13 protein-coding genes and 1 pseudogene are annotated in these 23,490 nt (G+C 33.0%); 8 read left to right on the top strand and 6 right to left on the bottom strand.

Annotated elements, in window-relative coordinates:
• The first annotated feature begins 219 nt into the window (after nt 1–219).
• Nucleotides 220–2,025 carry a succinate dehydrogenase flavoprotein subunit gene (gene sdhA, locus GOY13_RS00325; protein ID WP_175813885.1) on the top strand — a complete coding sequence of 602 codons (1,806 nt, stop codon included), beginning with the start codon at nt 220–222 and terminating at the stop codon, nt 2,023–2,025.
• On the opposite strand, the gene GOY13_RS00320 is transcribed toward sdhA, so the two are convergent.
• A complete protein-coding gene (locus GOY13_RS00320) occupies nt 1,997–3,703 on the bottom strand; it encodes an ankyrin repeat domain-containing protein (protein ID WP_246214306.1) in 1,707 nt (568 codons plus the stop codon). The two genes, sdhA and GOY13_RS00320, sit on opposite strands and share 29 nt — an antisense overlap.
• A 54-nt stretch (nt 3,704–3,757) precedes the next feature.
• Nucleotides 3,758–4,480 carry a hypothetical protein gene (locus tag GOY13_RS03470; RefSeq protein WP_246214305.1) on the bottom strand — a complete coding sequence of 241 codons (723 nt, stop codon included), beginning with the start codon at nt 4,478–4,480 and terminating at the stop codon, nt 3,758–3,760.
• Between the two features lie 459 nt (nt 4,481–4,939).
• Here GOY13_RS03470 and GOY13_RS00315 point away from each other — a divergent pair, with 459 nt between their 5' ends.
• The gene (locus GOY13_RS00315; protein ID WP_175813884.1) at nt 4,940–6,271 is read left to right on the top strand and encodes a dihydroorotase; all 1,332 of its coding nucleotides are present in this window, start codon (nt 4,940–4,942) and stop codon (nt 6,269–6,271) included.
• 605 nt (nt 6,272–6,876) lie between these two features.
• On the opposite strand, the gene gltX is transcribed toward GOY13_RS00315, so the two are convergent.
• Nucleotides 6,877–8,196 carry a glutamate--tRNA ligase gene (gltX, locus tag GOY13_RS00310; RefSeq protein ID WP_175813883.1) on the bottom strand — a complete coding sequence of 440 codons (1,320 nt, stop codon included), beginning with the start codon at nt 8,194–8,196 and terminating at the stop codon, nt 6,877–6,879.
• 710 nt (nt 8,197–8,906) lie between these two features.
• Here gltX and miaB point away from each other — a divergent pair.
• The 3 genes from miaB (at nt 8,907) to GOY13_RS00295 (ending at nt 16,631) form a co-directional block, all read left to right on the top strand.
• Complete coding sequence (gene miaB / locus GOY13_RS00305) at nt 8,907–10,235, top strand: tRNA (N6-isopentenyl adenosine(37)-C2)-methylthiotransferase MiaB (protein WP_175813882.1); 1,329 nt, start codon at nt 8,907–8,909, stop codon at nt 10,233–10,235.
• Between the two features lie 327 nt (nt 10,236–10,562).
• Nucleotides 10,563–13,838: a class I tRNA ligase family protein gene (locus GOY13_RS00300; protein ID WP_175813881.1), complete on the top strand. Its 3,276-nt coding sequence runs from the start codon at nt 10,563–10,565 to the stop codon at nt 13,836–13,838.
• 57 nt (nt 13,839–13,895) lie between these two features.
• Entirely contained in the window at nt 13,896–16,631 is a 2,736-nt protein-coding gene (locus GOY13_RS00295; protein WP_175813880.1) for a hypothetical protein, read from the top strand.
• A 4-nt stretch (nt 16,632–16,635) separates the two neighbouring features.
• Here GOY13_RS00295 and GOY13_RS03585 read toward each other — a convergent pair.
• From GOY13_RS03585 to prfA, 3 genes and pseudogenes are all read right to left on the bottom strand, one after another.
• Nucleotides 16,636–17,757 (bottom strand): annotated as a pseudogene (locus GOY13_RS03585) (alanine--tRNA ligase); the annotation flags it as partial.
• Between the two features lie 20 nt (nt 17,758–17,777).
• Nucleotides 17,778–19,358 carry an alanine--tRNA ligase gene (alaS, locus tag GOY13_RS03580; RefSeq protein WP_458694609.1) on the bottom strand — a complete coding sequence of 527 codons (1,581 nt, stop codon included), beginning with the start codon at nt 19,356–19,358 and terminating at the stop codon, nt 17,778–17,780.
• An 836-nt stretch (nt 19,359–20,194) separates the two neighbouring features.
• Entirely contained in the window at nt 20,195–21,274 is a 1,080-nt protein-coding gene (gene prfA, locus GOY13_RS00285) for a peptide chain release factor 1 (RefSeq protein ID WP_175813879.1), read from the bottom strand.
• Nucleotides 21,275–21,402: 128 nt separating this feature from the next.
• Between prfA and yihA the strand changes: the two genes are divergently transcribed.
• The 3 genes from yihA (at nt 21,403) to dut (ending at nt 23,423) form a co-directional block, all read left to right on the top strand.
• Nucleotides 21,403–21,987: a ribosome biogenesis GTP-binding protein YihA/YsxC gene (gene yihA / locus GOY13_RS00280; RefSeq protein WP_175813878.1), complete on the top strand. Its 585-nt coding sequence runs from the start codon at nt 21,403–21,405 to the stop codon at nt 21,985–21,987.
• Nucleotides 21,988–21,991: 4 nt separating this feature from the next.
• Nucleotides 21,992–22,900: an acetylglutamate kinase gene (gene argB / locus GOY13_RS00275; protein ID WP_175813877.1), complete on the top strand. Its 909-nt coding sequence runs from the start codon at nt 21,992–21,994 to the stop codon at nt 22,898–22,900.
• A gap of 67 nt (nt 22,901–22,967) precedes the next feature.
• Nucleotides 22,968–23,423, top strand: a complete 456-nt coding sequence (gene dut / locus GOY13_RS00270; protein WP_175813876.1) for a dUTP diphosphatase — start codon at nt 22,968–22,970, stop codon at nt 23,421–23,423.
• Nucleotides 23,424–23,490: the final 67 nt, after the last annotated feature.

Here is a 23,490-nt window from a genome sequence, read left to right as displayed (position 1 = left end):
TTAATGTAAACTATTCTTATAGTAATAAATTAGAGATATCTCAATGACTCACTTTTAGATTCTAAAATTAACATAATCACTTCTTATCGATTTCCTAGTCTATAGACAAAATATAGCTCTTTTCTTCTCTTCCTTAATATTTGTTTGCAGAAACTAGAAAACTGCTGTAGATTCTTTGCTAATGTGATATTATAGTTATGTGGTCATGAACAAGCAAATATGAATAAGCCTGCCTATGAGATTATAGAACATGAGTATGACGTAGTAGTAGTAGGTGCAGGTGGAGCAGGGTTAAGGGCAACACTTGGAATGGCCTCTACTAATTTTTCAGTTGCTTGTATCTCTAAGGTTTTCCCTACACGCAGTCATACAGTTGCAGCACAAGGTGGAATTAGTGCAGCTTTAGGTAATATTGCTGAGGATGACTGGCGCTGGCATATATATGATACAGTAAAAGGATCAGACTGGCTTGGTGATCAAGATGCAATAGAATATATGTGTAAAAATGCTGCTAATGCTGTTATTGAACTTGAAAATTTCGGTGTACCATTTTCTCGCACAAGAGAGGGTAAAATATACCAGCGCTCCTTTGGAGGGATGACAACTCACTTTGGTAAAGGAGGGTCAGCTCAGCGTACTTGTGCAGCAGCTGATAAGACTGGACACGCAATACTTCACACTCTATATCAGCAGTGCCTTAAGTTCAATGCTGAATTTTTTGTTGAATACTTTGTGATTGATTTGATTATGGATAACAGAACTGGAGCTTGCTGTGGAGTCCTTGCTTGGTCACTGTGTGATGGTACGTTACATAAATTTCGTGCACATTCAGTAGTGTTAGCAACTGGTGGATATGGACGTGTTTACTTCTCTGCAACAAGTGCACACACATGTACGGGTGATGGCAATGGTATGGTAATAAGAGTTGGATTGCCACTTGAAGATATGGAATTTGTACAGTTTCATCCAACAGGAATATACGGATCTGGGTGCTTAATGACGGAAGGATGTCGTGGGGAAGGTGGGTACCTTATTAATTCTCATGGTGAAAGATTCATGGAACGCTATGCACCTAAGGCAAAGGACTTAGCTTCTCGTGACGTAGTGAGTCGTGCAATAACAATTGAGATTAGGGAAGGGAAAGGAGTTGGACCAAGAAAAGATCATGTATATTTAACTATAGCACACCTTGATCCAGAAGTAATAAAACTTAGGCTTCCTGGGATTAGTGAAACTGCAAAAACTTTTGCAGGAGTCGATGTTACTAGAGATCCAATACCGGTTATTCCAACTGTACACTATAATATGGGTGGCATTCCAACAAATTATTATGGAGAGGTAATCACATTAAAAGAAGGCAAGGAAGAAGTGGTGGAAGGATTATTTGCAATTGGGGAGGCAGCATGTATTTCTGTGCATGGTGCAAATCGACTTGGTTCTAACTCGCTTCTTGATCTTGTAGTTTTTGGTAGGGCTGCAGCGCTAAGGGCAAAGGAGAAATTAAAACTTGATACTCCACATAAAAAATTGCACTCAGATTGTACAGACTGGATAGTGGATAGATTTAACAAAATGAGATTTGCTTCTGGAGAACTCAGAGTGGCAAAAATTCGCAGTGAAATGCAGAACACTATGCAAAAATATGCATCGGTATTTCGCGTTGCTGAAGTTTTAGAGGAAGGCAAAAAAGCTATAAGAAAGGTGGCAAAAATGATGTCTGATCTTGCAATTCAAGACCGCAGTATGATATGGAACACTGATTTAGTTGAGGCACTAGAATTAGCTAACATGATTCCACAAGCAGTTATTACTATAGAGTGTGCAGCTAATCGCAAAGAAAGTAGAGGTGCTCATGCTCGTGAAGATTTTCCTGAGCGTGATGATAAAAACTGGATGAAGCATACTATAGCATGGCTTGAAGTGATAGAAGATAAAATTGATGTAAAAATTGACTATAAAAAAGTTGCTGGAAAAACCTTAAGTAGTGAAATTAACTTCATAGCACCAGAGAAGAGGACTTATTAATTTGTTTATTGAACTTTAATAATTCCTTAGTAAGTTGGTATATTGATATACCATCTATCCTAAAGCTAGGAAGGCTTTTAGTATATTTTAATTGTTCTTCCAGTTCTTGGGTTCTTTGTTTTTCTAAGCTGTTAGGCTTGTTTCCCATACTTTGAGAAGAATCATTGTGTTGTGTACCATTTTTTATGGTATTATTATGAAGTATAATTTGCTTTTCTTTAGTAAGTTTTCTTTTAGTTTTTTTAAGTCCTTCATAAAGATTGTCTAAGTTCACACATATGAGATAATAAACTCCTGTAGCTGATATAATAGATAATGCAGTTGTGATTGTAATACTTCCATAAGCAACACTGAATATTACTGTACAGATTAAAGTAGCAAATATAAATGTTGTTATCGCTTTGTAGACAATATTTTTAGCGTGCTTCACAACATTACGTGCTTTAAATTTCTTGCCAAAGTTAAGTTTTAATTCAGCTCTAATATCGTCTGGAATAAGTAATTTCCCCATTGATTTTTCTATTCCTTTTAGAATTTGATAGTACTCTCTATTCCATAACGATTCAGGTAACACTAACTGTTTTATGTCAGCGCCATTTTGTAATAGTTTTACACAAAACTTGATTGTGTTATTGCTGTTCTTGAAATTGAAAGAATTATATTTGTCTTTTACTACCTTGGAAATCAATGCTACTTGTAGTGGTGTTTGTTCTTTGCTATCCTTAGCATTTACAGCTATACTTAGCTTATCTTTAGGTGTATTACAGTTCTTTACTATTAGGTCCAAACATACAACTTTTTGTTCTCCTTTGAGTAAAGCAATATAGTGCAGGACATTTTTTTTATTCCCATCTTTGATGGTGATATCAACACCATTTCTTAATAGAAGCTTTAATGCTTCATATCTTTTAGTATTTTTAAAACTTACTAGTGAAAATTTTTCGCTCTTTTTTTGTACATACTGAAGTAGCTTGTGAAGAGGTGTTTCACCTTTTTCATTAATAGTATTTAAAGCACTGCTAAATTCATTTTTACCTAGAATTAACTTCAAGTATGCAATTTTTTGTTTTCCTTTTAATGAGATGATATAATGCAAAGCGTTATTCTCTTTTTTATCCTGAGTGATAATATCGGCACCATTTTCTAGTAAGAACTTTAGCATTTTATGCCTGTTTTTGTCCTTGAATTCTTTTCTTACTACGTTTTTTATTTTGCTTATTGATGAAGGGTTTTTACTTCTTTCATGGATATAATAGAGTAATTGGTGTAGAAGCGTTTGTCCTTCTCGATTCTTATTATTATTTATAGCACTAATAAATTGTTCTTTTTTTAGTTTTAAAGCTATCAGGTGTAGAGCATTGTTGCCGTTTGCAACTTCATGTCTAATATCAAATTGTTTTTGCAGTAGCTCTTTAAAAAGTTTTTTATTGTAGTTGTTAATTATAAAGTAATTGTTAATGTCTAAAGCATTTAGAGCATGCGTCATGACATCTTTAATTTCTTTTTCTATGCAGATTTTCTGCTCTAATCTGGATTGCTTTACTAACTCCATTAATTTTTCTAAGAGGTCATAGTAGTCTTTTTGCTCTTCTCTTATTCCTTGTAGTTCATCTATAGATAATTCCAAGTTGCTAGAACTGATCTTATACTTTGGTAATTTTAAGAAAAACTTAAACATATTGTCATTGTTCTAGACTGTACGAGAATCGACTTTTTACCATTCCATTGGTAATTATCTAATGAAGAGTGATCTTTTTCTGATTTTTGCTCTCAACACAATCTGTACTGAGTTTTCCTTTATGATCGTCTTAATTATAGCATTTAAAAATTTAGGTTTCTGTCCCATTTTTAGCAATGGAATAAAGCATACAATGCCCTTGCCTTTCTTATTTTTTAGATATTTTCTAAATTTACTGTCATTTTGACTTTCAATTGCTTCTAATAGCCGAATACTATTGTTTACTACTCTAGGATTTATTTTTACTTTACAATCATATTCAAAACCCATGCTATAGCGACTTTCTAGTTTTATATCTTTGGTGGTCCTATAATTACTTCGCTTGTCAGTAATAATATTCAAGAAATATTCTCTGATGTGAGTAGCTTCCGAAGTTACTTGCCTTATTTCCTTTTCTTTTACATAGCTCAGTATCTTTCCATTTAATCCTGGAAAGAATTGTTGAATATAGTGACTATAATATCTCCCTTTTCCTATAAGTGATTCTTCTAGATTGCTTAATATCCCAGAACTGGTACTTTCATTGATTAACTTTTTATACTTCTTGATAGTTTTGTCTTGATCTTTTTGTTTTTTATGTTTATACTTGACTTTTTTTATGTTTCTCTCTGTAGAGATACGGGATCTCTCATCCTTTTTTTCTTGCTCTCTCTTTTTATTCTTATCTGTGCATACTTTTAATTTATGTATATTAGTAGTTAATATATCTATACTCATATAAACCCTCAATATTAAAGCTATTTATCTGCTAGGAAGCTTATTTTGCTGAACTAACAATAAAGAGTTGAACTGGACTTTTAAATTAACTAAATGTTTTATATAACTAAGATAAATTAGAAAGACATAGATTAGCTTCTATTAGAGAATTTGCTTTCATAGTCGAACCCCACTTTTACATTTACCTACTATTCTAATCTTTCAATCTTAAAAAAGGATAAACACAGATAAAGTAATCCTTACCAATCCTTGGGCTTAATTTTTTAAAAAAGTCAAAAGGTGGCAATAAAGATCTATTTTTATGCATATCACATATAATACATAGAAACAGCAACTTTATGGTGTCTGTTTTTAGAGAGAGTTAAAAAGTGACAATAAACCTTTCCTATCTTGTATTTTAATTTAGTTGTATTCTAAAAAAAAAACTTTAGATTTAGTATATGATTAATGTATGAACTCATGGCTAAAACTTGGAGTTTATTGCAAATAGGGCAGAAAGAAAACTACAAAGTGGTATATACAAATGCTCGTATTGTTGACCCAGAGACTAAACTTGATATAAAAGGCTCACTGCTAACTCAAGGGAGTAAGATTGTTGATTTTAGTGAAACATTACTTTCTAGTAGTGTCCCAAGTGGAATTGACGAGATAGTAGACTGTAAAGGACTTCTCCTAATGCCTGGTATTATTGATATTCATGTGCATTTTCGTGAACCAGGTCAAGAGCATAAAGAAACTATATATACAGGTAGTAAATCTGCAGCTGCTGGGGGTGTGACAACTGTGGTTTGTCAGCCTAATACTGTTCCAGCAATAGATAGTGCTGTTTTAGCTAGGTATTTGAAGTATAGAGCATCTGAAACTTCACATGTAAACGTTGAATTTTATGCTAAAATCACTTCTTCAAAGGAAAGGTTGACTGAGATGGTTCTTTTAAAAGAAGCTGGTGCAGTTGGATTTACTGATGATGGTATGCCAGTTATGAATTCGATGATTATGAGGCAAGCAATGCTTTACTCAAGCATGCTAAGCGTTCCTATCGCTCAACATGCAGAAGATTTAAATTTATCAGCAAGTGGTGTGGTTAACGCAGGTAAGATTTCTGAAGAATTAGGAGTAAAGGGAATTTTAAGTACGTCAGAGTCTATTATGGTAAGTCGTGACATACTACTTATGAAAGATATGAGAAACGTGCACTATCACATTTTACATGTCTCCTCAAAAGATTCGCTCGATGCTATTAAACGTGCAAAAGATTTAGGGTTAAATGTTACGTGTGAGGTAACTCCTCATCATTTTACTTTAACTGAGGATGTAGTAAAACAACATGGAGCACTTGCAAAAGTGAACCCGCCACTTCGTACTGAAGAAGACCGTTTGGCTATGGTTGAAGGCTTGAAGACTGGTATAATTGACTGCATTGCAACTGATCATGCACCACATGATCGTCATTCTAAAGATCTACCACTAGAAAACGCTGCATTTGGTATTGTAGGTCTTGAAACAATACTTCCACTTTCACTTGAACTTTATCATAGTGGGCAAATGAGTTTGCTTGACGTACTCGCAAAACTTACATATAAGCCTGCAGATATAATACACGTACCACGCGGTCGTATACGAAGAAACCTTGCTGCAGATTTAATTCTGGTTGACCCAAATCATGAATGGGAAATAAAAATTGATAATTTTGCCAGTAAGTCAAAAAATTCTCCCTTTGATGGGCGTAAGGTAAAAGGATGCATAGTGCGCACTATTGTATCTGGAAAAACCGTTTACTCACATAAATGATTTTTGCAAAAAGTTATACTCATGTAGCTATATAAAACCTGTTATAGTAAACTCTAATCCTTTTAACGTTGCTGAAGTTACTCTTATCTCTCTGAAGATTTTCTACTGTTCTATAGTTCGCTAATTTACCTTTCTAAAAAGAATCATAAAAAGTTAATTGTTAGTCTTTCAATAAATCATTAACTATAAATAAGGTGGAGTTCATTTTAACAGCATATTCCAGTAAAAGTCTTTACTTTTAATTCAGTTACCATGAAGCAATGTACCTTAAAACGATAAAGAATAAATCAGTATAGCAATCTTTACCTCATCTTAATGAAAATTGATTGGCAATCAATGAAGATCCCTCTTCCAGTTTTATAGGGAACTTTTCTATGATTTCAGAAACTCCTTTCTACCTCATAAACATTCGTTTCATATATTTTAAAGATCAAAAATATATTGATTATATAGTTAATCCGACTTCTTTGGTTAAAAAGATGATAATTCATCTTTAAAACTATTGATCTTATCTTTGATATTTATGTAATTTGCACTCTGTTTATGCTGCCCAACTTTGGATACTAAATTTTGTTCTATAGCTAGCTTTTTCTGCTATCTGCTCCTTACTTTTTTAATCTTGCAATAATACTTTCTCTACCAATAAAAATTAGTAATTTAGCAAGTTCAGGACCTGTCTTTGTACCTGTTAAAGCTAAACGCAAATGCATAAATAAGTCTTTTGCTTTTGTATCTACTACCTGTCGGATGGCTTTAATCCACTCTGATAATGTGTTTTCATTACAATCACCTTGTGGCAATACACTAAGCGCAACTTTTATAAGCTCCTTATCAAGGATTACAGGTTCTACATCTAATTTGCATATTTGCCACCACCTCGCTGCTTCTGAAAACTTTTCTATATTGTTCCTTATAAAATACCAAAACTCAGAAGAATTTACTCTGATTCGATTTAAACGCTCCTTCGCTGCCTTAAATGGCATTCGCTGCAGAACTTTTCTGTTTAACTTATATACTTCACTGAGGATGAATTGTGCGGGTGCTGAGCTGAATTTTTTAATATCAAATGAGTCAATTAAAGACTCCATGTTAGGGTAGAATTCAATAGGGTCCATTGTTCCAAGCTTTGCTAAATAGCTAGCTAGTGTAATTGGTTCAACTTCACTCTTTTTAATAAATCTAATGTCCAACCCGCCTTTTCTTTTTGAAAGTTTGTTATTGCTAAAATGTAATAGAGAAAGGTGAGCAAACCTCGGGATTTTCATTTTTAGTGCTAATATTATTTGTATTTGTACTGCAGTATTGGTTACATGATCTTCCCCACGTATAACATTGGTTATATTGAAGTCGATATCATCAATAACGGAAGGTAATATATATGTATAAATTCCATCCTCTCTTCTTACTACTGGATCGCTGATATGACTGGTTGCAATACTTATCTTGCCTTTAACTTCGTCATTCCACTTAATAATCATATTTCTATCCAACTTAAATCTAAAGTATGGTCTTCGTCCTTCTTGTTCATAACAAGCCTTCTTCTGTTCAGTTAGGAGTAACGCACTTCTATCATAAACTGGAGGGAGACCATGTTCTAGCTGCAGTTTTCGTCTAATATCTAGCTCCTCTTTTGTTTCATAGCATGCATAAATGTATCCTTCTTTCATTAGATGCAAAAACACTTCATTGTAGCGCTCAAAGCGCTCTGATTGCTTAAAATTTGAGTCCCAATCTATGCTAACCCATTTCAGGTCTTGCGTTATGCTATTCACATACTTAGTGTCTGAACGCTGAAAGTCGGTGTCATCAAGGCGAAGCAGAAACTTGCCGTTTTGACTACGTGCGTACATCCAACAGATAAGTGCAGTCCGAACATTCCCTACGTGAAGATAGCCAGTTGGGCTTGGAGCAAATCTTGTTATCATTTGTGTCCTACTTTCTTCAATTTTATGTAAATATATAGACAAAGCAAGTAACTACGCAGATACTCTTTTCACTAGAGAAGAAATTGATACTTAAAACAGGAAAAACTGCTTAGCAGGCTTACCATTTTATTTAGCAAGGAAGTTGGTAAGCATCAAGTTATTTTTATCTTCATGTTAAACTTCTGGTAATACGTAATATATGTCTTATATTTAGTTTTTGTACTATATAAACCTTATACCTTTATAAATTTTGCCTAAATTTTTAGTTCTTCCTATTAGCTTGCGCTCTCTTATTAGAAGAGAGTGGCTAAATTTCTTTTGTCTTTTTTATTTGTATTCATCACGTTTCTAAATGTTAGGTAATTCATGCACAAATATCCATTTTCATAATTAATGATATTTTTCAGCGATAACATTATAATTCTTACTTCTCACTTTAGATCTCCTGGTATAGGCCTATTTAGTTGGTGTCTAGCAATTAATTACCGGAATGTTTGACACTTAATTATGGTTTTTTATAATTTTACTATATGAAAGGTGCAGTGAAGTTAGTGTTGTGCAGGTAGATAATATCAGGGTTAATTTTCTTTGTATAACTTGTACTAACTACATAGCCCTTATTGTATATATTGGGATCTTAAGTAGTGTTACTTATATGAGTGTAGCTCATGTACGTATAGTACTGGTAATTTGTGAAACAAAAAGTGAAAATGAAAAGTTTGTATATAAAAACCTATGGCTGTCAGATGAATGTTTATGACTCAGTTTTAATAGAAAATATAATTAAGCCTTTGGGTTTTAACGTTGTTTGTGATGTAGAAAAAGCTGATTTAGTGGTATTGAATACTTGTCATATTAGAGAGAAAGCAACAGAAAAACTTTATTCAGATCTTGGAAGGATTTATTCTTTGCGAAAGAATGATGAAGTTATTATAGTTGTGGCCGGATGTGTAGCACAAGCAGAAGGAGAAGAGATTTTAAAAAAGGCTCCATTTGTATATGCTGTTCTTGGATCACAGAATATTGCTGATCTGCCGGAGCTGATATTCAATGCAAGCAGAAATAAGGGCTATGCAATAAACATTGATTTTCCTGAAACTACAAAATTTGATAAGTTGCCTACTGAATGCTACGGTAATAGCCAAGGTTCTTCTGCATTTCTTTCCATACAGGAGGGTTGTGATAAGTTTTGTACGTTTTGTGTTGTGCCATATACTCGTGGTGCTGAATACTCCAGACCAGTAAATGAAATATTTCACGAGGCAGTGAGATTGGTTACAAATGGGGCAAAGGAAATAAATTTGCTTGGCCAAAACGTCAATGCTTATCATGGAGAATACAAAGGGGAGGTATGGGATTTAGGAAAATTAATTAGCTGTATTGCTAAAATTGAAAAGCTAGAAAGAATACGATATATAACTTCTCACCCAAAAGATATGCATGAGTCTCTCTACTTGGCACATATGAAAGAACCAAAGCTTATGCCATTAATCCACTTGCCTGTACAATCAGGTTCAAATAAAGTATTACGCGCAATGAATAGAAAATATACTGTAGAAGAATATTTGGAAATAACAAATAAGTTCCGTAAACTGAAACCTGAAATTGAATTTTCTTCTGATTTTATTGTTGGTTTTCCTGGGGAAACTGAGAGAGATTTTGAAGAGACTATGGAGCTAGTAGAAAGGGTAAGGTATGCTCAAGCTTATAGTTTTAAATATAGCCCAAGGCCAGGTACTCCAGGATCGAAGAAAAGAGATCAAGTGTCAGAAGAAATTAAAACAGAACGTCTTCTTCGTTTGCAGAAGTTAATTAATAAGCAACAGCTTGAGTTTAACCAGAGTATGGTTGGTAAAGTTATGCCTATTCTGTTTAGTAATAAAAAAGGTAAATGCAAAAATCAAATTATTGGTAAGAGCCCATATATGCAGTCAGTGTGTATTAATAATCCTGAAGGTGAATACAGAGATAAAATAGTAAATATAAAAATTCTGGAGGCTCGGCCTAATAGTCTGTTAGGTATAAGTTTTAAGAGTTAGCTTTGTTGATCATTTATTAGTGATTTGTTCTTTTTCTGTATTCAGAGTATGTTATTTGTGCTTTTCTAAAGTCGTTATCTAAAGGCAGGAGTTCTAAATTTAATCTTTATAACTAGTATTTTTGCTGACTAAGAAAATTTCTGGCAGGTGATTTTTATCGTTATTACCTTTAGATATAATTATCTTCTTAGACATGAATAAGCTCATTTAATATATTATACTATATATAGTAATATTAACTCTTACTATGGATTAATTCTCAATTTTTTTAGATTTGTAATTTTCTAAAAAGCTCTATAACCTTTAGCTTTATCCATTAAAACGAGCATGAAACATTATCCTAGTACAACTAGTGACCCTGATTTTTCTTTATTAGAAAGGGAAATCATAAAATTTGAGAAAGAAAACAAAATTTTTGAGCTGTCAGTTAAAAAACGTTCCAAAGACAATTGTTTTACTTTTTATGACGGACCTCCATTTGCAAATGGTCTTCCCCATTATGGACATTTACTTACTGGTTTTATAAAAGATACCTTTGCAAGGTATCAAACTATGCTGCAAAAGAGGGTTGAGCGTAGATTCGGTTGGGATTGCCATGGTCTACCAGCTGAAATGAGTGCAGAAAAAGATCTTGGAATATCTGGAAGAACTGAGATAGAAAGATTTGGTATTAAGAAATTCAATGACCATTGCCGTGCCTCTGTAATGAAGTTTACCCTAGAATGGGAGAGGTATGTAAATAGACAAGCAAGATGGGTAGATTTTCATAACTGCTATAGAACTATGGATAAATCATTTATGGAATCAGTCATGTGGGCATTTAAACAGCTTTACAATATGGGTCTAGTGTATGAATCAGTACGGGTTGTTCCGTATAGCTGGGCATGTGAAACACCATTGTCCAATTTTGAAACAAAACTTGACAATTCATATAGAAAGAGGACTAGCAAGGCTGTTATTGTTGCATTTGAGCTTTTAAAGAATCCACAACAATTTAGGCAAAAATGTAAATTGCTTGCTTGGACTACAACTCCTTGGACGTTGCCAAGTAACTTGGCTCTAGCAATAGGGAAAGATATTAAGTACTGTGCAGTGTTAACTAATCCCTTGGTTTCACTCCAACACTTAAAGTCAAAATCTATTCCTGAATCCCGGTATCAATGCGCTCGGACAGCAGAGAGTGTTGGAATAGCAGTAGAGGTCAATAGAAGAAATTTAGTTGGCAGTGAGATATATATCTTTGCTGAAAGCTACCTAGAAAAATTTATCAGTTACTGTAAGCAAAATGGTATTGAATATGAAAACTGCAATATAAGGCTTAAAGCGAATGATCTTATAGGTCTTTGTTATAAACCACTGTTTAATTATTTTAAGGATATAAAAAATGCATTCCAAGTTTTTGTTGCTGATTATGTTACAGAAGAAGATGGCACTGGTATTGTACATGCTGCTCCTGGATTTGGAGAAGAAGATTTTTACCTTTGTCAAAGCCATAGTATTCCGGCTGTTTGCCCAATTGATAACAGTGGTAAATTTACTATTGAAGTTCCAGATCTAGCTGGAGTTCATGTTTTTGATGCCAACGATCTAATAATAAAGAAATTGAAAGAGCAGGGAAACTGGTTTAAAACTGAGCAATATATCCATAATTATCCTCACTGCTGGAGGACTGATACTCCTTTGATTTATCGTGCTATGCCTTCTTGGTATATTGCTGTAACAAAATTTAAGGAAAAGATGATAGAGCTAAATAAAAGAGTTAATTGGATACCTGGTCACATAAGAGATGGTCAGTTTGGAAAGTGGCTTGAAGGAGTACACGATTGGTCAATTTCACGCAACCGATTTTGGGGTACACCAATTCCTATATGGAAATCTGATGATGCAAGATATCCAAGAGTAGATGTGTATGGTTCAATAGCAGAATTAGAGCAAGATTTTAATGTTAAAATAGGCGATTTACACAGGCCGTTTGTGGATAATTTAACAAGACCAAATCCTGATGATCCAACAAAAAAATCAATTATGCGCCGTGTATCCGACGTATTTGACTGCTGGTTTGAGTCTGGCTCAATGCCGTTTGCACAAGTTCATTACCCATTTGAAAATCAAAAATGGTTTGAAGACAATTTCCCTGCGGATTTTATCACAGAATATATGGCCCAAACAAGGGGGTGGTTTTATACACTTTTTGTGCTATCTACTGCTTTGTTTAACAGTGAACCATTTAAGAATTGTATATGTCACGGTGTAATTCTTGATATAAAAGGGCAGAAATTATCCAAGCGTTTGAATAATTATGTAGATCCAATGGAGTTTTTTGATAAATATGGTTCTGATGCACTACGTTTTCTTATGCTCTCTAGTTCTATTGTTTGTGGTGGTAGTTTATTACTTGATAAAGAAGGGAAATCGATACGAGATGTCTTGAGAAATGTGATAAAACCTATTTGGAATGGTTATCACTTTTTTACTATGTATGCAAATGCAGATGAAATCAAAGCTAAGGTTTGTAAGGATTATCAAAGTATTATTGATTGTTACATGATCGCTAAATGTTTTGAAGCTGTAGAAAAGATTCAGACTTCTATGAGTGGTTATGATTCTCAACAAGCTTGCAAAGTTATAGTAGACTTTTTTGAGGTGCTAAACAACTGGTATATTCGCAGCAATCGAAAGCGTTTTTGGAAAAGTGGTTTAGATCAGGATAAGATTGACGCTTATAATGTTCTATATACGGTTTTTTATTACATATTGAAAGCTGCAGCTCCTTTATTACCACTTATAACAGAAGCCATATGGAGAGGTCTTGAGTATGGAGAAATATCTGTGCATTTAACTGATTTCCCACAATTAGAAAAATATGATAGTAGATTTATTGCAAAAATGGATTTGGTGAGAAAAGCATGCAATGCTGCACTTTCCATCAGGAATACTTTTAATATACGTATTAGGCAGCCACTTAGTGGCATGGTAATTTATCATAAGTTTTTCTCTGGTTTTCTCGAAGATGATTATCAGAAGATGATAAAAGCTGAAGTAAATGTAAAAAACTTGAAATTAGTAGATAAGCTTGAAGGTGTTGCATCACTAGAGTTAAAGCTCAATTTTTCACTACTTGGCAAAAAAGTCCCAAACAAAATCAAGAAGCTAGTTCAGTATGTTAAAAAAGGAAAATGGAGACAGATTGCTGATGGACAAATATTTTTAGGTGATAGGTCGGAGAGTTACATTGTACAGAAAGGGGAATATAAACTATTGTTGAAAGCAAACAGTGAATATTCTGCTGTGTTTGATAATAATGAAGGGATTGTTACCCTAAATACTGAAATGGATGATGATTTAATTCTAGAAGGAATTGCAAGAGATGTTATAAGGCTTATTCAAGAAACTAGAAAACAAGCTAACTTTCATTTATCTGATAAAATCATGGTAATGATTAAAACAGAGAACAAAAAAATTAGAGAGGCAGTGAGTGAATGGAGTAAGTACATAAAAGAGCAAACTCTTGCATTATCCTTAGAGGTTAGCGTAAAAATCAAAGATGACTTTTATTTTAAAGAATACCAAGATTTGATAATTGGTGTTAGGTTGAATTACTAAATATTTGAGAGTTATCACTGTTTTGCTATACTTAGGTTGCTTTAGTAACGGTATGGTATGGATATAGATGTTCAGGTTGATAATTTAAATAACGATAGTGATAGTGGCCTATATAGGAAAGAGTCTGTTATTATTTCAGGAAAAAAAGAATTTGTTTCTTCTTTGAAAGAGAAAGGCAATAAGGTTGTTGGTTTTGATATCCCACTTAGTATATTTAATTATAGAGATTATAGTTCTGACTTTTTTACTTCCTGGTATAATGTATCAAGTAAAATATTCAAAGAGATAAATAGAGCCTGCCCAGAAAAGCGAGTACTAAATTTATCCCTTTCAGTTTTGATATTTCCTTATATTACTTTTGTTGTGTTAGGGTTAGTCGTATTTAATAGCTTTAAAGCAGATAGTAAAATACAGACTAGCTTTTGGGTAGATAAAATAAGAGAAGGTAAAGCAAGTAAAAGTATAATAAAGAGGTTGGCATATGGTGTTCTTACTATGATAGTAATTCTCATTGACGTGGCTGTGCTTATGGTCTTGATTATTCCTGCAACTTTAGCCTTGACTACTTTTTATCTTTTAAATAGGGAATTATCCTGTTCTTTGATTGCTGCTCTTAGGGTAAATATGGGGATGTGTTATAATAAGCACCAAAATATTAGTGTATCCTTTTATGAAATAAGTCATGGAACAGAAGTTCTTAGGCCGAATGTTGTGTGTGACATGGAAATTAAGTTCCCACCACAGTTTGAGCGATTGCTTAGCGATTTATGTGAAAGTAGTAAGCTGTCTATTACACAAGATGCAGAGCATAATACTGTACTAAAAATGTCAGCTAATTTCTGTTTAAAAAATGGTCTTGTGCACTTACATAGTGAAATTAAAAATGTGATTTCAAAGTCAATTCAAGAATTTGCAAAGACTATTGAAAAACTGGTAAAGCTTAAAAAAAAGGATATTACGTATGATAAACTAAAAAAATTATTAAATGAGTTCAGATTAGAAGTAATGGATAGTGTAGATTTTAAGTTGACGAGCCATTTAATACAGGATGCTTACAGAGTTGCTTTTATACAGGCAGTTAAAATTGCACAAAAGGAAAGAGAAAAAGGGGGAGGGCTGGATATAGAAGAAAGATTGAAGGAAGTATTAGTAGAGCAGAAATTGAAAAGCCAAGGTAAGGAATTACCGACTGAAAAGGAGATAATAATAAAAGACTTAAAAATATCAAATAACTTAAGAAGTGGTGTGCTTCCCTTGTTTAGAGCAAAGTGGAAACAGCGTATGGCTGGTGGGATAATTGGTGTTTATAGTGAAATATATCCTCATGAGACGGAAAAAGCTACCTCAGAGGCAAGGAATTTGATCGAAGAATTAAAAGAGAAAGGAGAACGAAAATACCAGGACATAAAAGAGAAGTTAAAGATGATATATCCAAAGATACATGAAGCTTTGAGAAGAGATAGTAATTCAGTGAGCAATAACTTAAGAAGGAGTCTTGAAGACATTTTTAAATTTGAACCTGCTAACCAGAAGGTTTATCGTGAATTGATAAAGTCAAAAATAAGAAAGGCTGAGATTTTATTAAATCAATCAGGATTAGCAATTGATATAAAAGATGGTTTACTTAATGAATTTTATAATTTAGATGCAAATGTGTGTTCTTATCAGGAAGTAAATCTATTATTAGAAAAGATGTATTTAGAAATAATAAAATGTAAAACTCAAAGTTTATTCCAAGAGCAAGGGAAGAGTATAAGGGACATAGAAGATAATACTGGTGTATTCATGTTGTTCGATAGGAAAGTTGAAGAACAATTAGTAAATAGAATTGTTTCTTATCGGGAAGAAATAGGAAAATATTTGATGCAGCCTGTGGAGTTGAAGGAAATAGTAAGAAAACAGAATAGGGTTTTGAGTAACGAGAATGAGGAAAGTAGTAAGGAAGATGAGTCTTTAAGCGTAGAGCTAATAGAATTATGCTTAAAGAATAACCAAGAAATTTTAGAAACATTAGAACGATTGGAGTTAGAGAAAGAGAGATTTTTAATAAATGAAAAAACAGAAAATAATTACAAAGAAGAATTAGCATCTCGCGAAAAAATAAGATTTGCGGTAATAGAAGACGATTTATTAATGATATGTAAGCAAAAAACTTTTAATGAAGAAGAGGTTAAGAAATTATTAGAGAGAGCAGAACTTGAATGCTGTTTAGCAGAAAAATGTATAAAATATCCTGTGATTAAAACAAAAGATAATATTAAACATTTTTGTCAAGCTTTATTATCTCCTTTAATAGGTATTTTAATGGAAAATATAATAAATAACGTACCGAAAAATATATCAAAAGATAATGAAAACAATTTGTTAGATCAGAGTTGGGGTTGGATATATAGGAGGGTGATAAAACCTGCACAAATTGCTTTGAATTATAATAAGCTTGGGTTGTTAGCGATTGGAGATAAGAATAGTATAGAGGGGAAAGCGTTAGATTCAGCACATGATATTTATAAGCAGGTAGAGACGTTGCTTCAATATTTTGAGTTGAGTTACGAAGAGGTGGGAGCTTTGGTAGGGAATGTATTTTCTGATGGAGGAGAGACCTTTAAAAAGGACATATGGCCTCAAGTAAAGGAACATTTATGCGGCATGTGGAATAGATTTTTCAAGGATATTGAATTCACACTAGTTAGTGGAAGTAAAAACATCTGTCAAGAACCAGAAAAGGCAGTCAAAACTGAATTGAGCAATCTTATAACACAGAGATATGACAGTAATCTCTGCATGATAGCATAATGCATTATCTTACTAAGTAGTTGTAAATATCTCTGATAATATTGCTATTATCACAACCAGTTTGAACAATTTCAGCATTTCCACCACAATTCCTTCCAATTATGGTAGATACCAACTCTTTTGCGTTAATTTTATCAACTAGGTCTTTGCTTATCTTTACAATTAAAATTGTCTTATTGGACTTCTTGCTTGGTGAAAGGCTACTAGTAACTCTACTTAGAGTTACTTCAGGATTGTGCATTGGAGTGAAGGATGATTGTAAAAATGTTTTGTTTTTTTCAGTTATCGTAAAGACTATTAATGTTTTTAGATTTTGTTGCTGCATGGTAAATTCTCTTATTATATTTACTGGAATATCAGTAAAAGCGTGACTCATGAAGCATATTCCATTTACTTCGATGCTTTTTATATTCTCCACTTCTACAAGTTTTTTATAAAGGATTTTTATTTTGGCTTCTGATTCTTTGCGCTCTTGATTTAAAATGTCTAACCTATGCATTATCTCACTTGCTGGTGCTTTTATTAATTTTGCAATTCTTTTTAAATTAATTTCATTACTACGAACATAATTAATTGCCTCTTGACCAGTAAGGGCTTCTATTCTTCTTATTCCAGATGCAATAGAGCATTCTGTTACTATTTTAAACAGACCAATTTCTCCAGTGCGTTTCACATGTGTACCACTGCATAATTCTTTTGAATCTCCAATGTTTACAACCCTAACCTGATCATCGTATTTTTTCCCAAACAACGCTATAGCTCCTACATCCATTGCTTGATCTATGCTTTGAATATTCGTAGACGTTGAAAGATTTTCTCTTATTAAGGAGTTTACCATATCCTCTATTGAAAATAGCTGTTTTTGATTAACTTGAGTGTTATGACTAAAGTCAAATCTTAACCTATCTGGTACAGCTAAGGAGCTTTTTTGTGTAATGTGATTACCAAGGATTTTCCTTAGTGCAAAATGTAGAAGATGTATGGCCGAGTGGTTTTTTCTTAAGTTTTGTCTTCTTTCTTTATCAATGATTGCTGTAACTATATTGCCTCTACAAATTGAGCCGGACTTAACTATACACCTGTGTAAATATAAGTCTTGAATTTTTTCAGTGTTTTCTACTGTAACTAGACTTTGAGTGATATAATTTATTGTACATAGCTGGTAATTTTTTTTTTTGCCTCTATGCTTGACATAGGGATAGTAAGGAAAAGCTCTCCAGTATCACCTACTTGTCCACCTGACTCACCATAAAAAGGTGTTTTATCAAGTATAATAGTTACCTTTTCTCCTTTTTGTGCAGAGTCAACAATTTTACTTTGAGAAGAAATTATAGCTAGTACTTTTGCATCCTTTATTTCACTAAGCTCGTAGCCAATGAATTCTGTTTTCCCAAATTTATCAATCAAATTAAGCCATACTTGTTTGATAGACCTTTCACCAGACCCTATCCACTTAGCACGTGCCTTTTCTTTCTGTTCTTTCATTGCGTCATCAAAGCCCTTTTGGTCAAAATTTATTTTCTTTTCTTTTAGAATATCGAGTGTAATGTCTAAAGGGAATCCGTAAGTGTCATATAGCTTAAATGCTAATTTTCCAGGCAGAGTGTCACATGGTTTAAAGTCTACAGTAAGTTTTTCTAGTAGATTGATGCCTTTCACTAAAGTATTTTTAAAATTCTCTTCTTCTAATTTTAACGTCATTTCTATTAAGCTTTTAGCTCTGATTAACTCAGGGTAAACATCACCCATATAAGCTGAGCTTGAACTATCTATCAATACTGGAAAAATGTGATAGAGTAGCGAGTTATTGTACCCAAGCTTGTGGATATAACGAGCAGCTCTTCTAATTAGTCTGCGTAACACATAATTTCTGCCTTCATTTCCAGGAATCATCCCTTCTGCAATTAGAAAAGCAGCTGCACGTAGATGGTCTGCTATAACTTTATGAGCTACTTTATTTTCTATACTACCGCAGTATTCTTGTGACTTACTCATTATAGCAATAAATAGATCAATGTCATAATTGTCGTAAACATTCTGCATCACAGCTGCTATTCTCTCAAGACCCATTCCAGTATCAATGCATTTTTTTTCCAATTTTTGTAAGTTGCCTTCTTCGTTTTTATTAAACTCTATAAATACTAAATTCCAAATTTCAACAATTCTATCATCATCTTGCAAATTTTGCTTTGCATGATTGTAAAAAATTTCAGAACATGGCCCACATGGTCCAGTGTTACCCATACTCCAAAAGTTGTCATCTGTTGCAATTCTTATTATTTTATCATCTGAAAAACCACTCACCTTGCGCCAAATTTTGTATGACTCATCATCAGTATGATAGATGGTCACAGATAATCTGCTCTTATCAAGAGATAATTCCTTAGTGATGAATTCCCATGCAAGTTCTATTGCAGTTTCTTTGAAATAATCCCCAAAGCTAAAATTTCCTAGCATTTCAAAGAACGTGTGATGTCTGGTTGTATAACCAACATTTTCTAAATCATTATGTTTGCCACCAGCTCTTAAACACTTTTGACTCGAGACAACACGTTTTGTGTCGGTTCTTTGTAACCCAGTAAAGCAATTTTTAAACTGCACCATACCAGCATTTGTAAACATAAGTGTTGGATCATGTTCTGGAATCAGAGGAGAAGAAGGAAACTGCTTATGATCATTATTTACAAAAAATTTTATAAACCTTTCTCTAATTTCATTTGATTTCATTGTTTCTACTAAGATTATCTTAAAATAATAAGTTAAGATGAGAGTAAAATCAATTTATTGATCTAAATATTGATACTTATATTTAGTATGATAAATTTTAATCTTAAGTGATTTGCCTTATTTATCAATATAAATAATATAAAAGGGCACTTAGACTTTTGTTGTATTAGGATAGGTTGTTTTGATTTATTATTTAATGCTCTATATAGGCAAATTTGTTTGCAGGTAGAGTAGATTGGTGTTACCACTCACGCTTGGTAGTTTTTATAATTGTTGCAAACGGATATATGAAGCAGCAAAGATAAAAATTTACTTAAATCATAAATGATAAACCTCTTTTCTGCTTCTGCTATATATAGTTTATCTCTTTATAGATTTTTATATGTAGATTTATTAATTTATTTAATGCTTATAACACTTACTTATGCCATATATTATAGTGCAACAGCTTGTGCTTTTAAGCATTAGTCTCCATTTTCTGAAGGGAGATTTTGCAGAAACTTGGTAAGGTATTGTATGATTTCTGATATACAAGTGATTACTATTTCTAATATTTAATGGTTAAGCAAATTCTTACTGCTTAGCAGTGTTATCTCTATTGTTTCTATATCGTTTGTGAAATTGATCAAATGGTACATTTCAATGTGCTGTCAAACGTTTTTCTAAAATTAGATGTGCAAACTTCTTCCAAGTTTCATTTATCAGGTTTTTATGAATATTTTTATTTTGCTTGACAAGTTGTATTTAAATAGTTAAATAACTAATTGTAGTGTAATATGTTTTATATAGAACAATTCTAAATTTATTTTTCTTGCTTTCAAAAGAACAGTGGAGTACTAATTTCTTCCTGCCAATCTTTCTGCTTCATTACGTGAAATTAATATTTCAATAAATTCGTCTAATTCGCCTTCCTTTATAGTTTGCTCTAGACGATGTAAGGTAAGGTTAATTCTATGGTCTGTTATCCTTGATTGTGGGAAGTTGTAAGTTCTTATACGTTCAGAACGATCTCCAGAACCAATTTGACTCTTCCTCATTGTTGACCTTTCTATTTCTTTTTTTTGCCTTTCGATTTCATATAACCTCGCTCTCAATACTTTAAGCGCTTTGGCTCTATTTTTATGCTGCGACTTTTCATCTTGCTGTATTACAACTATTCCTGTAGGTAAGTGAGTAATTCTTACTGCACTGTCAGTTGTATTGACTGATTGCCCTCCAGGGCCGCTAGATCTGTAAACGTCTATTCGTAGATCTTTCTCTTCTATTTTAAAATCTATTTCCTCAACTTCTGGCAATATTGCAACAGTGGCAGCTGAGGTGTGTAGTCTTCCTGAAGACTCAGTTTCTGGTACTCGCTGTACTCTGTGTACTCCTGATTCAAATTTCAACCTTGCAAAAACTTCTGTCCCATTAATAAGTGCAGAAGCTTCCTTATATCCACCTATACCTGTGCTAGAAATGCTTATTGGTTCAAATTTCCAGTTTCTTTTTTCTGCATATTTTTGATACATGCGAAATAACATTGCTGCAAATAACGCTGCTTCTTCTCCTCCTGTTCCTGCTCTAATTTCTAGTATTACATTTCTTGAATCATCTTCATCTTTAGGCAGCAGTGCTAATTTTAGTTTAGTTTTTGCTTTTGGCAAAAGCACTTTTTGCTTCTCAATAAGTTCTTCTTTTGCTAGCTCTTTTATCTCATATTCACTGTTTTCATCTTTTAGTATTTCTTCTAAGCATAAAATTTCTTTTTTCAATGTGTTGTATTCATCAATTATCTTGATAATTGGTTTGAGTTCAGAATATTCTTTCGAAAGATTGATAAATTCTTTCTGACTTAAGTTAATAGGATTTGCTAATTTCTTTTCTGTATTATTGAACTTTTTCTTTAAGTCTTGTAAGTTGTTTTCTATGTCCATACAGCTTAAGTCTAATATTTCAACTATTTGGGAAATAACATATACTTAAAATAAAAAAAAATTTACATCAAGCAATAACATTATAATATACGTACTACCTTAAGCATTTCTATAAAAATATAAGAAAGATGACATCAAATATTAATTTTATATTTGTAGCTTCAGACATAGAATCATTACCAACTGAGTCAGTTCCTGAGATTGCCTTTGCTGGCAGGTCAAATGTAGGGAAATCAAGCTTAATTAACCTGCTTATAAATAACAAAAAGTTGTCTGCTAGGGTTTCTTCTAAGCCTGGGTGCACTAGACAAATAAATTTTTACTCCATGTACAATGATAAATTTAGACTTGTTGATCTTCCTGGATATGGCTATTCTTATGCTAGTAGTGAAGAAACAACAAAGTATTTAAACTTGAGTGAATGTTATTTAGCTCAAAGAAGAAGCCTAAGAAGAGTGTTTGTATTAGTAGATAGTAGAGTAGGACTAAAAGAAATAGACAAAGACTTTGTTTATTGGTTAATATATAACAATGTTAACTTTGATATTGTGCTAACGAAAGTAGATAAAGTGAATCGAGAAAGCCTCGGTTCAATTCTGGAAAGGACCCAAAAATGGATTAATAATGAGAATGTGTCAATTCATCAGATAAGTACTCGTGTTAAATGTAAAATAACTAGGGTAAGAGATGAATTTTTCAAGTTTGCAAAGTAAAAAGATGAAAAGCAATGAATTTTCAAATGGTGAGATATCATTTAAGCAGAAAGCTGAGATATTGCTTGAAGGGCTATCTAACATACCAAATTTTGTTGGGGAAACTTTTGTTATCAAATGCGGTGGCGTAGCAGTTTCGGATGAAACATTATTCGATACTTTCGTACATAATATTATCTTGCTAAAGCAACTTGGTATAAACCCAGTTATAGTTCATGACGGAGAGCATGAAATTGATTCCGTACTAAAAACTTTAGGCATAGGTAGTAAATTTGTAAATAATATCAGACTTACAGATAAAGATACTATGAAGATCATAGAAATGGCATTATGTGGTTCAGTTAATAAAAAAATTGTCCAGCACATAAATTCTGCTGGAGGTTCAGCTATTGGATTATGTGGGAAAGATTGCAACCTAATAAAAGCTGAAAAGGTAAGCACTACACTTAGGGAAAATGGGTCAGACAATATTGAAAAAATATTAGATATGGGATTTATTGGTATGCCGATTGAGATTAATCCTGATATATTGTTTTTCATTGAGGAATCAGATTTTATACCTGTTATTGCACCTGTAGGTCATGGAAGAAGTGGGGAAACTTATCACATAGATGCTGATAGTGCTGCAAGTGCAATAGCAATTGCAGTTTCTGCATCTAAAATGATAACCTTTAGTGACACGGAAGAAATAGATAAAATTGGTAGTAAGAAAATATCTATTAAAAATTTGAATACATCGATTAATTGTGGCAAAATTAGGGGAGAGAGGCTTATTGAAAAACTTATAGCATGCACTAAAATGGTAGAAGAATGTGCTGGAATTGCTCATATAGTTGATGGTAGAATACCTAATGTTATGATTGATTTATTTACTGAGAATAATTCAAGTATATCTGTTATGAGTGATTTGTAGCTGAGTGTTGATTACCATAACATGTTACTTTTTTGATTAGTATACCCTCTATAGGTTTAATAAATAAGTGCAAAAAATTAAAGTAGAGATAAAAAAATTATTACATGGTGAAAATCTACCTCTCCCGTGCTATGCAACTGCACAGAGTGCTGGCATGGACCTTTATGCGGCGCTAGATGATTTTGCAATTTTAAGCCCACTTGAAAGGTTGCTTATTCCAACTGGAATCTTAATTGCAATACCAAGTGGGTTTGAAGGGCAAATTCGTCCACGCTCTGGTCTTGCTGTAAAATATGGGGTTACTGTCTTGAATTCTCCTGGTACTATAGATTCTGATTATCGAGGTGAAATTAAAGTTTGCCTAATTAATTTAAGCAACAAACCTTATAAAATAAGAAGAGGAGATAGGGTCGCACAAATTCTTATTACTCCTGTATCTTCAGTACATTGGATTAATACATGTGAATTTTCCGTAAAAGAAACTGATAGAAATGCAGATGGTTTTGGTTCAAGCGGTAAGTAGTTTATGTAAATGCTTTCTGTAGGTTAGTTTTGCATTAAAAATTTCTTGACCGAGGTAATTTTTGTAT

The sequence above is a fragment of the Wolbachia endosymbiont of Cruorifilaria tuberocauda genome (assembly GCF_013365475.1).
Lineage (GTDB): Bacteria > Pseudomonadota > Alphaproteobacteria > Rickettsiales > Anaplasmataceae > Wolbachia.
This window is presented reverse-complemented; position numbering and strand designations above follow the sequence as displayed.

Excerpts from the sequence above, each read along its gene's own strand:
- prfA (WP_175813879.1), bottom strand. The coding sequence starts at position 21,274 with ATGGACATAGAAAACAACTTACAAGACTTAAAGAAAAAGTTCAATAAT.
- sdhA (WP_175813885.1), top strand. The coding sequence starts at position 220 with ATGAATAAGCCTGCCTATGAGATTATAGAACATGAGTATGACGTAGTA.
- alaS (WP_458694609.1), bottom strand. The coding sequence starts at position 19,358 with ATGAAATCAAATGAAATTAGAGAAAGGTTTATAAAATTTTTTGTAAAT.
- GOY13_RS00315 (WP_175813884.1), top strand. The coding sequence starts at position 4,940 with ATGGCTAAAACTTGGAGTTTATTGCAAATAGGGCAGAAAGAAAACTAC.
- gltX (WP_175813883.1), bottom strand. The coding sequence starts at position 8,196 with ATGATAACAAGATTTGCTCCAAGCCCAACTGGCTATCTTCACGTAGGG.
- yihA (WP_175813878.1), top strand. The coding sequence starts at position 21,403 with ATGACATCAAATATTAATTTTATATTTGTAGCTTCAGACATAGAATCA.
- argB (WP_175813877.1), top strand. The coding sequence starts at position 21,992 with ATGAAAAGCAATGAATTTTCAAATGGTGAGATATCATTTAAGCAGAAA.
- GOY13_RS00300 (WP_175813881.1), top strand. The coding sequence starts at position 10,563 with ATGAAACATTATCCTAGTACAACTAGTGACCCTGATTTTTCTTTATTA.
- GOY13_RS00320 (WP_246214306.1), bottom strand. The coding sequence starts at position 3,703 with ATGTTTAAGTTTTTCTTAAAATTACCAAAGTATAAGATCAGTTCTAGC.
- GOY13_RS03470 (WP_246214305.1), bottom strand. The coding sequence starts at position 4,480 with ATGAGTATAGATATATTAACTACTAATATACATAAATTAAAAGTATGC.
- miaB (WP_175813882.1), top strand. The coding sequence starts at position 8,907 with ATGAAAAGTTTGTATATAAAAACCTATGGCTGTCAGATGAATGTTTAT.
- GOY13_RS00295 (WP_175813880.1), top strand. The coding sequence starts at position 13,896 with ATGGATATAGATGTTCAGGTTGATAATTTAAATAACGATAGTGATAGT.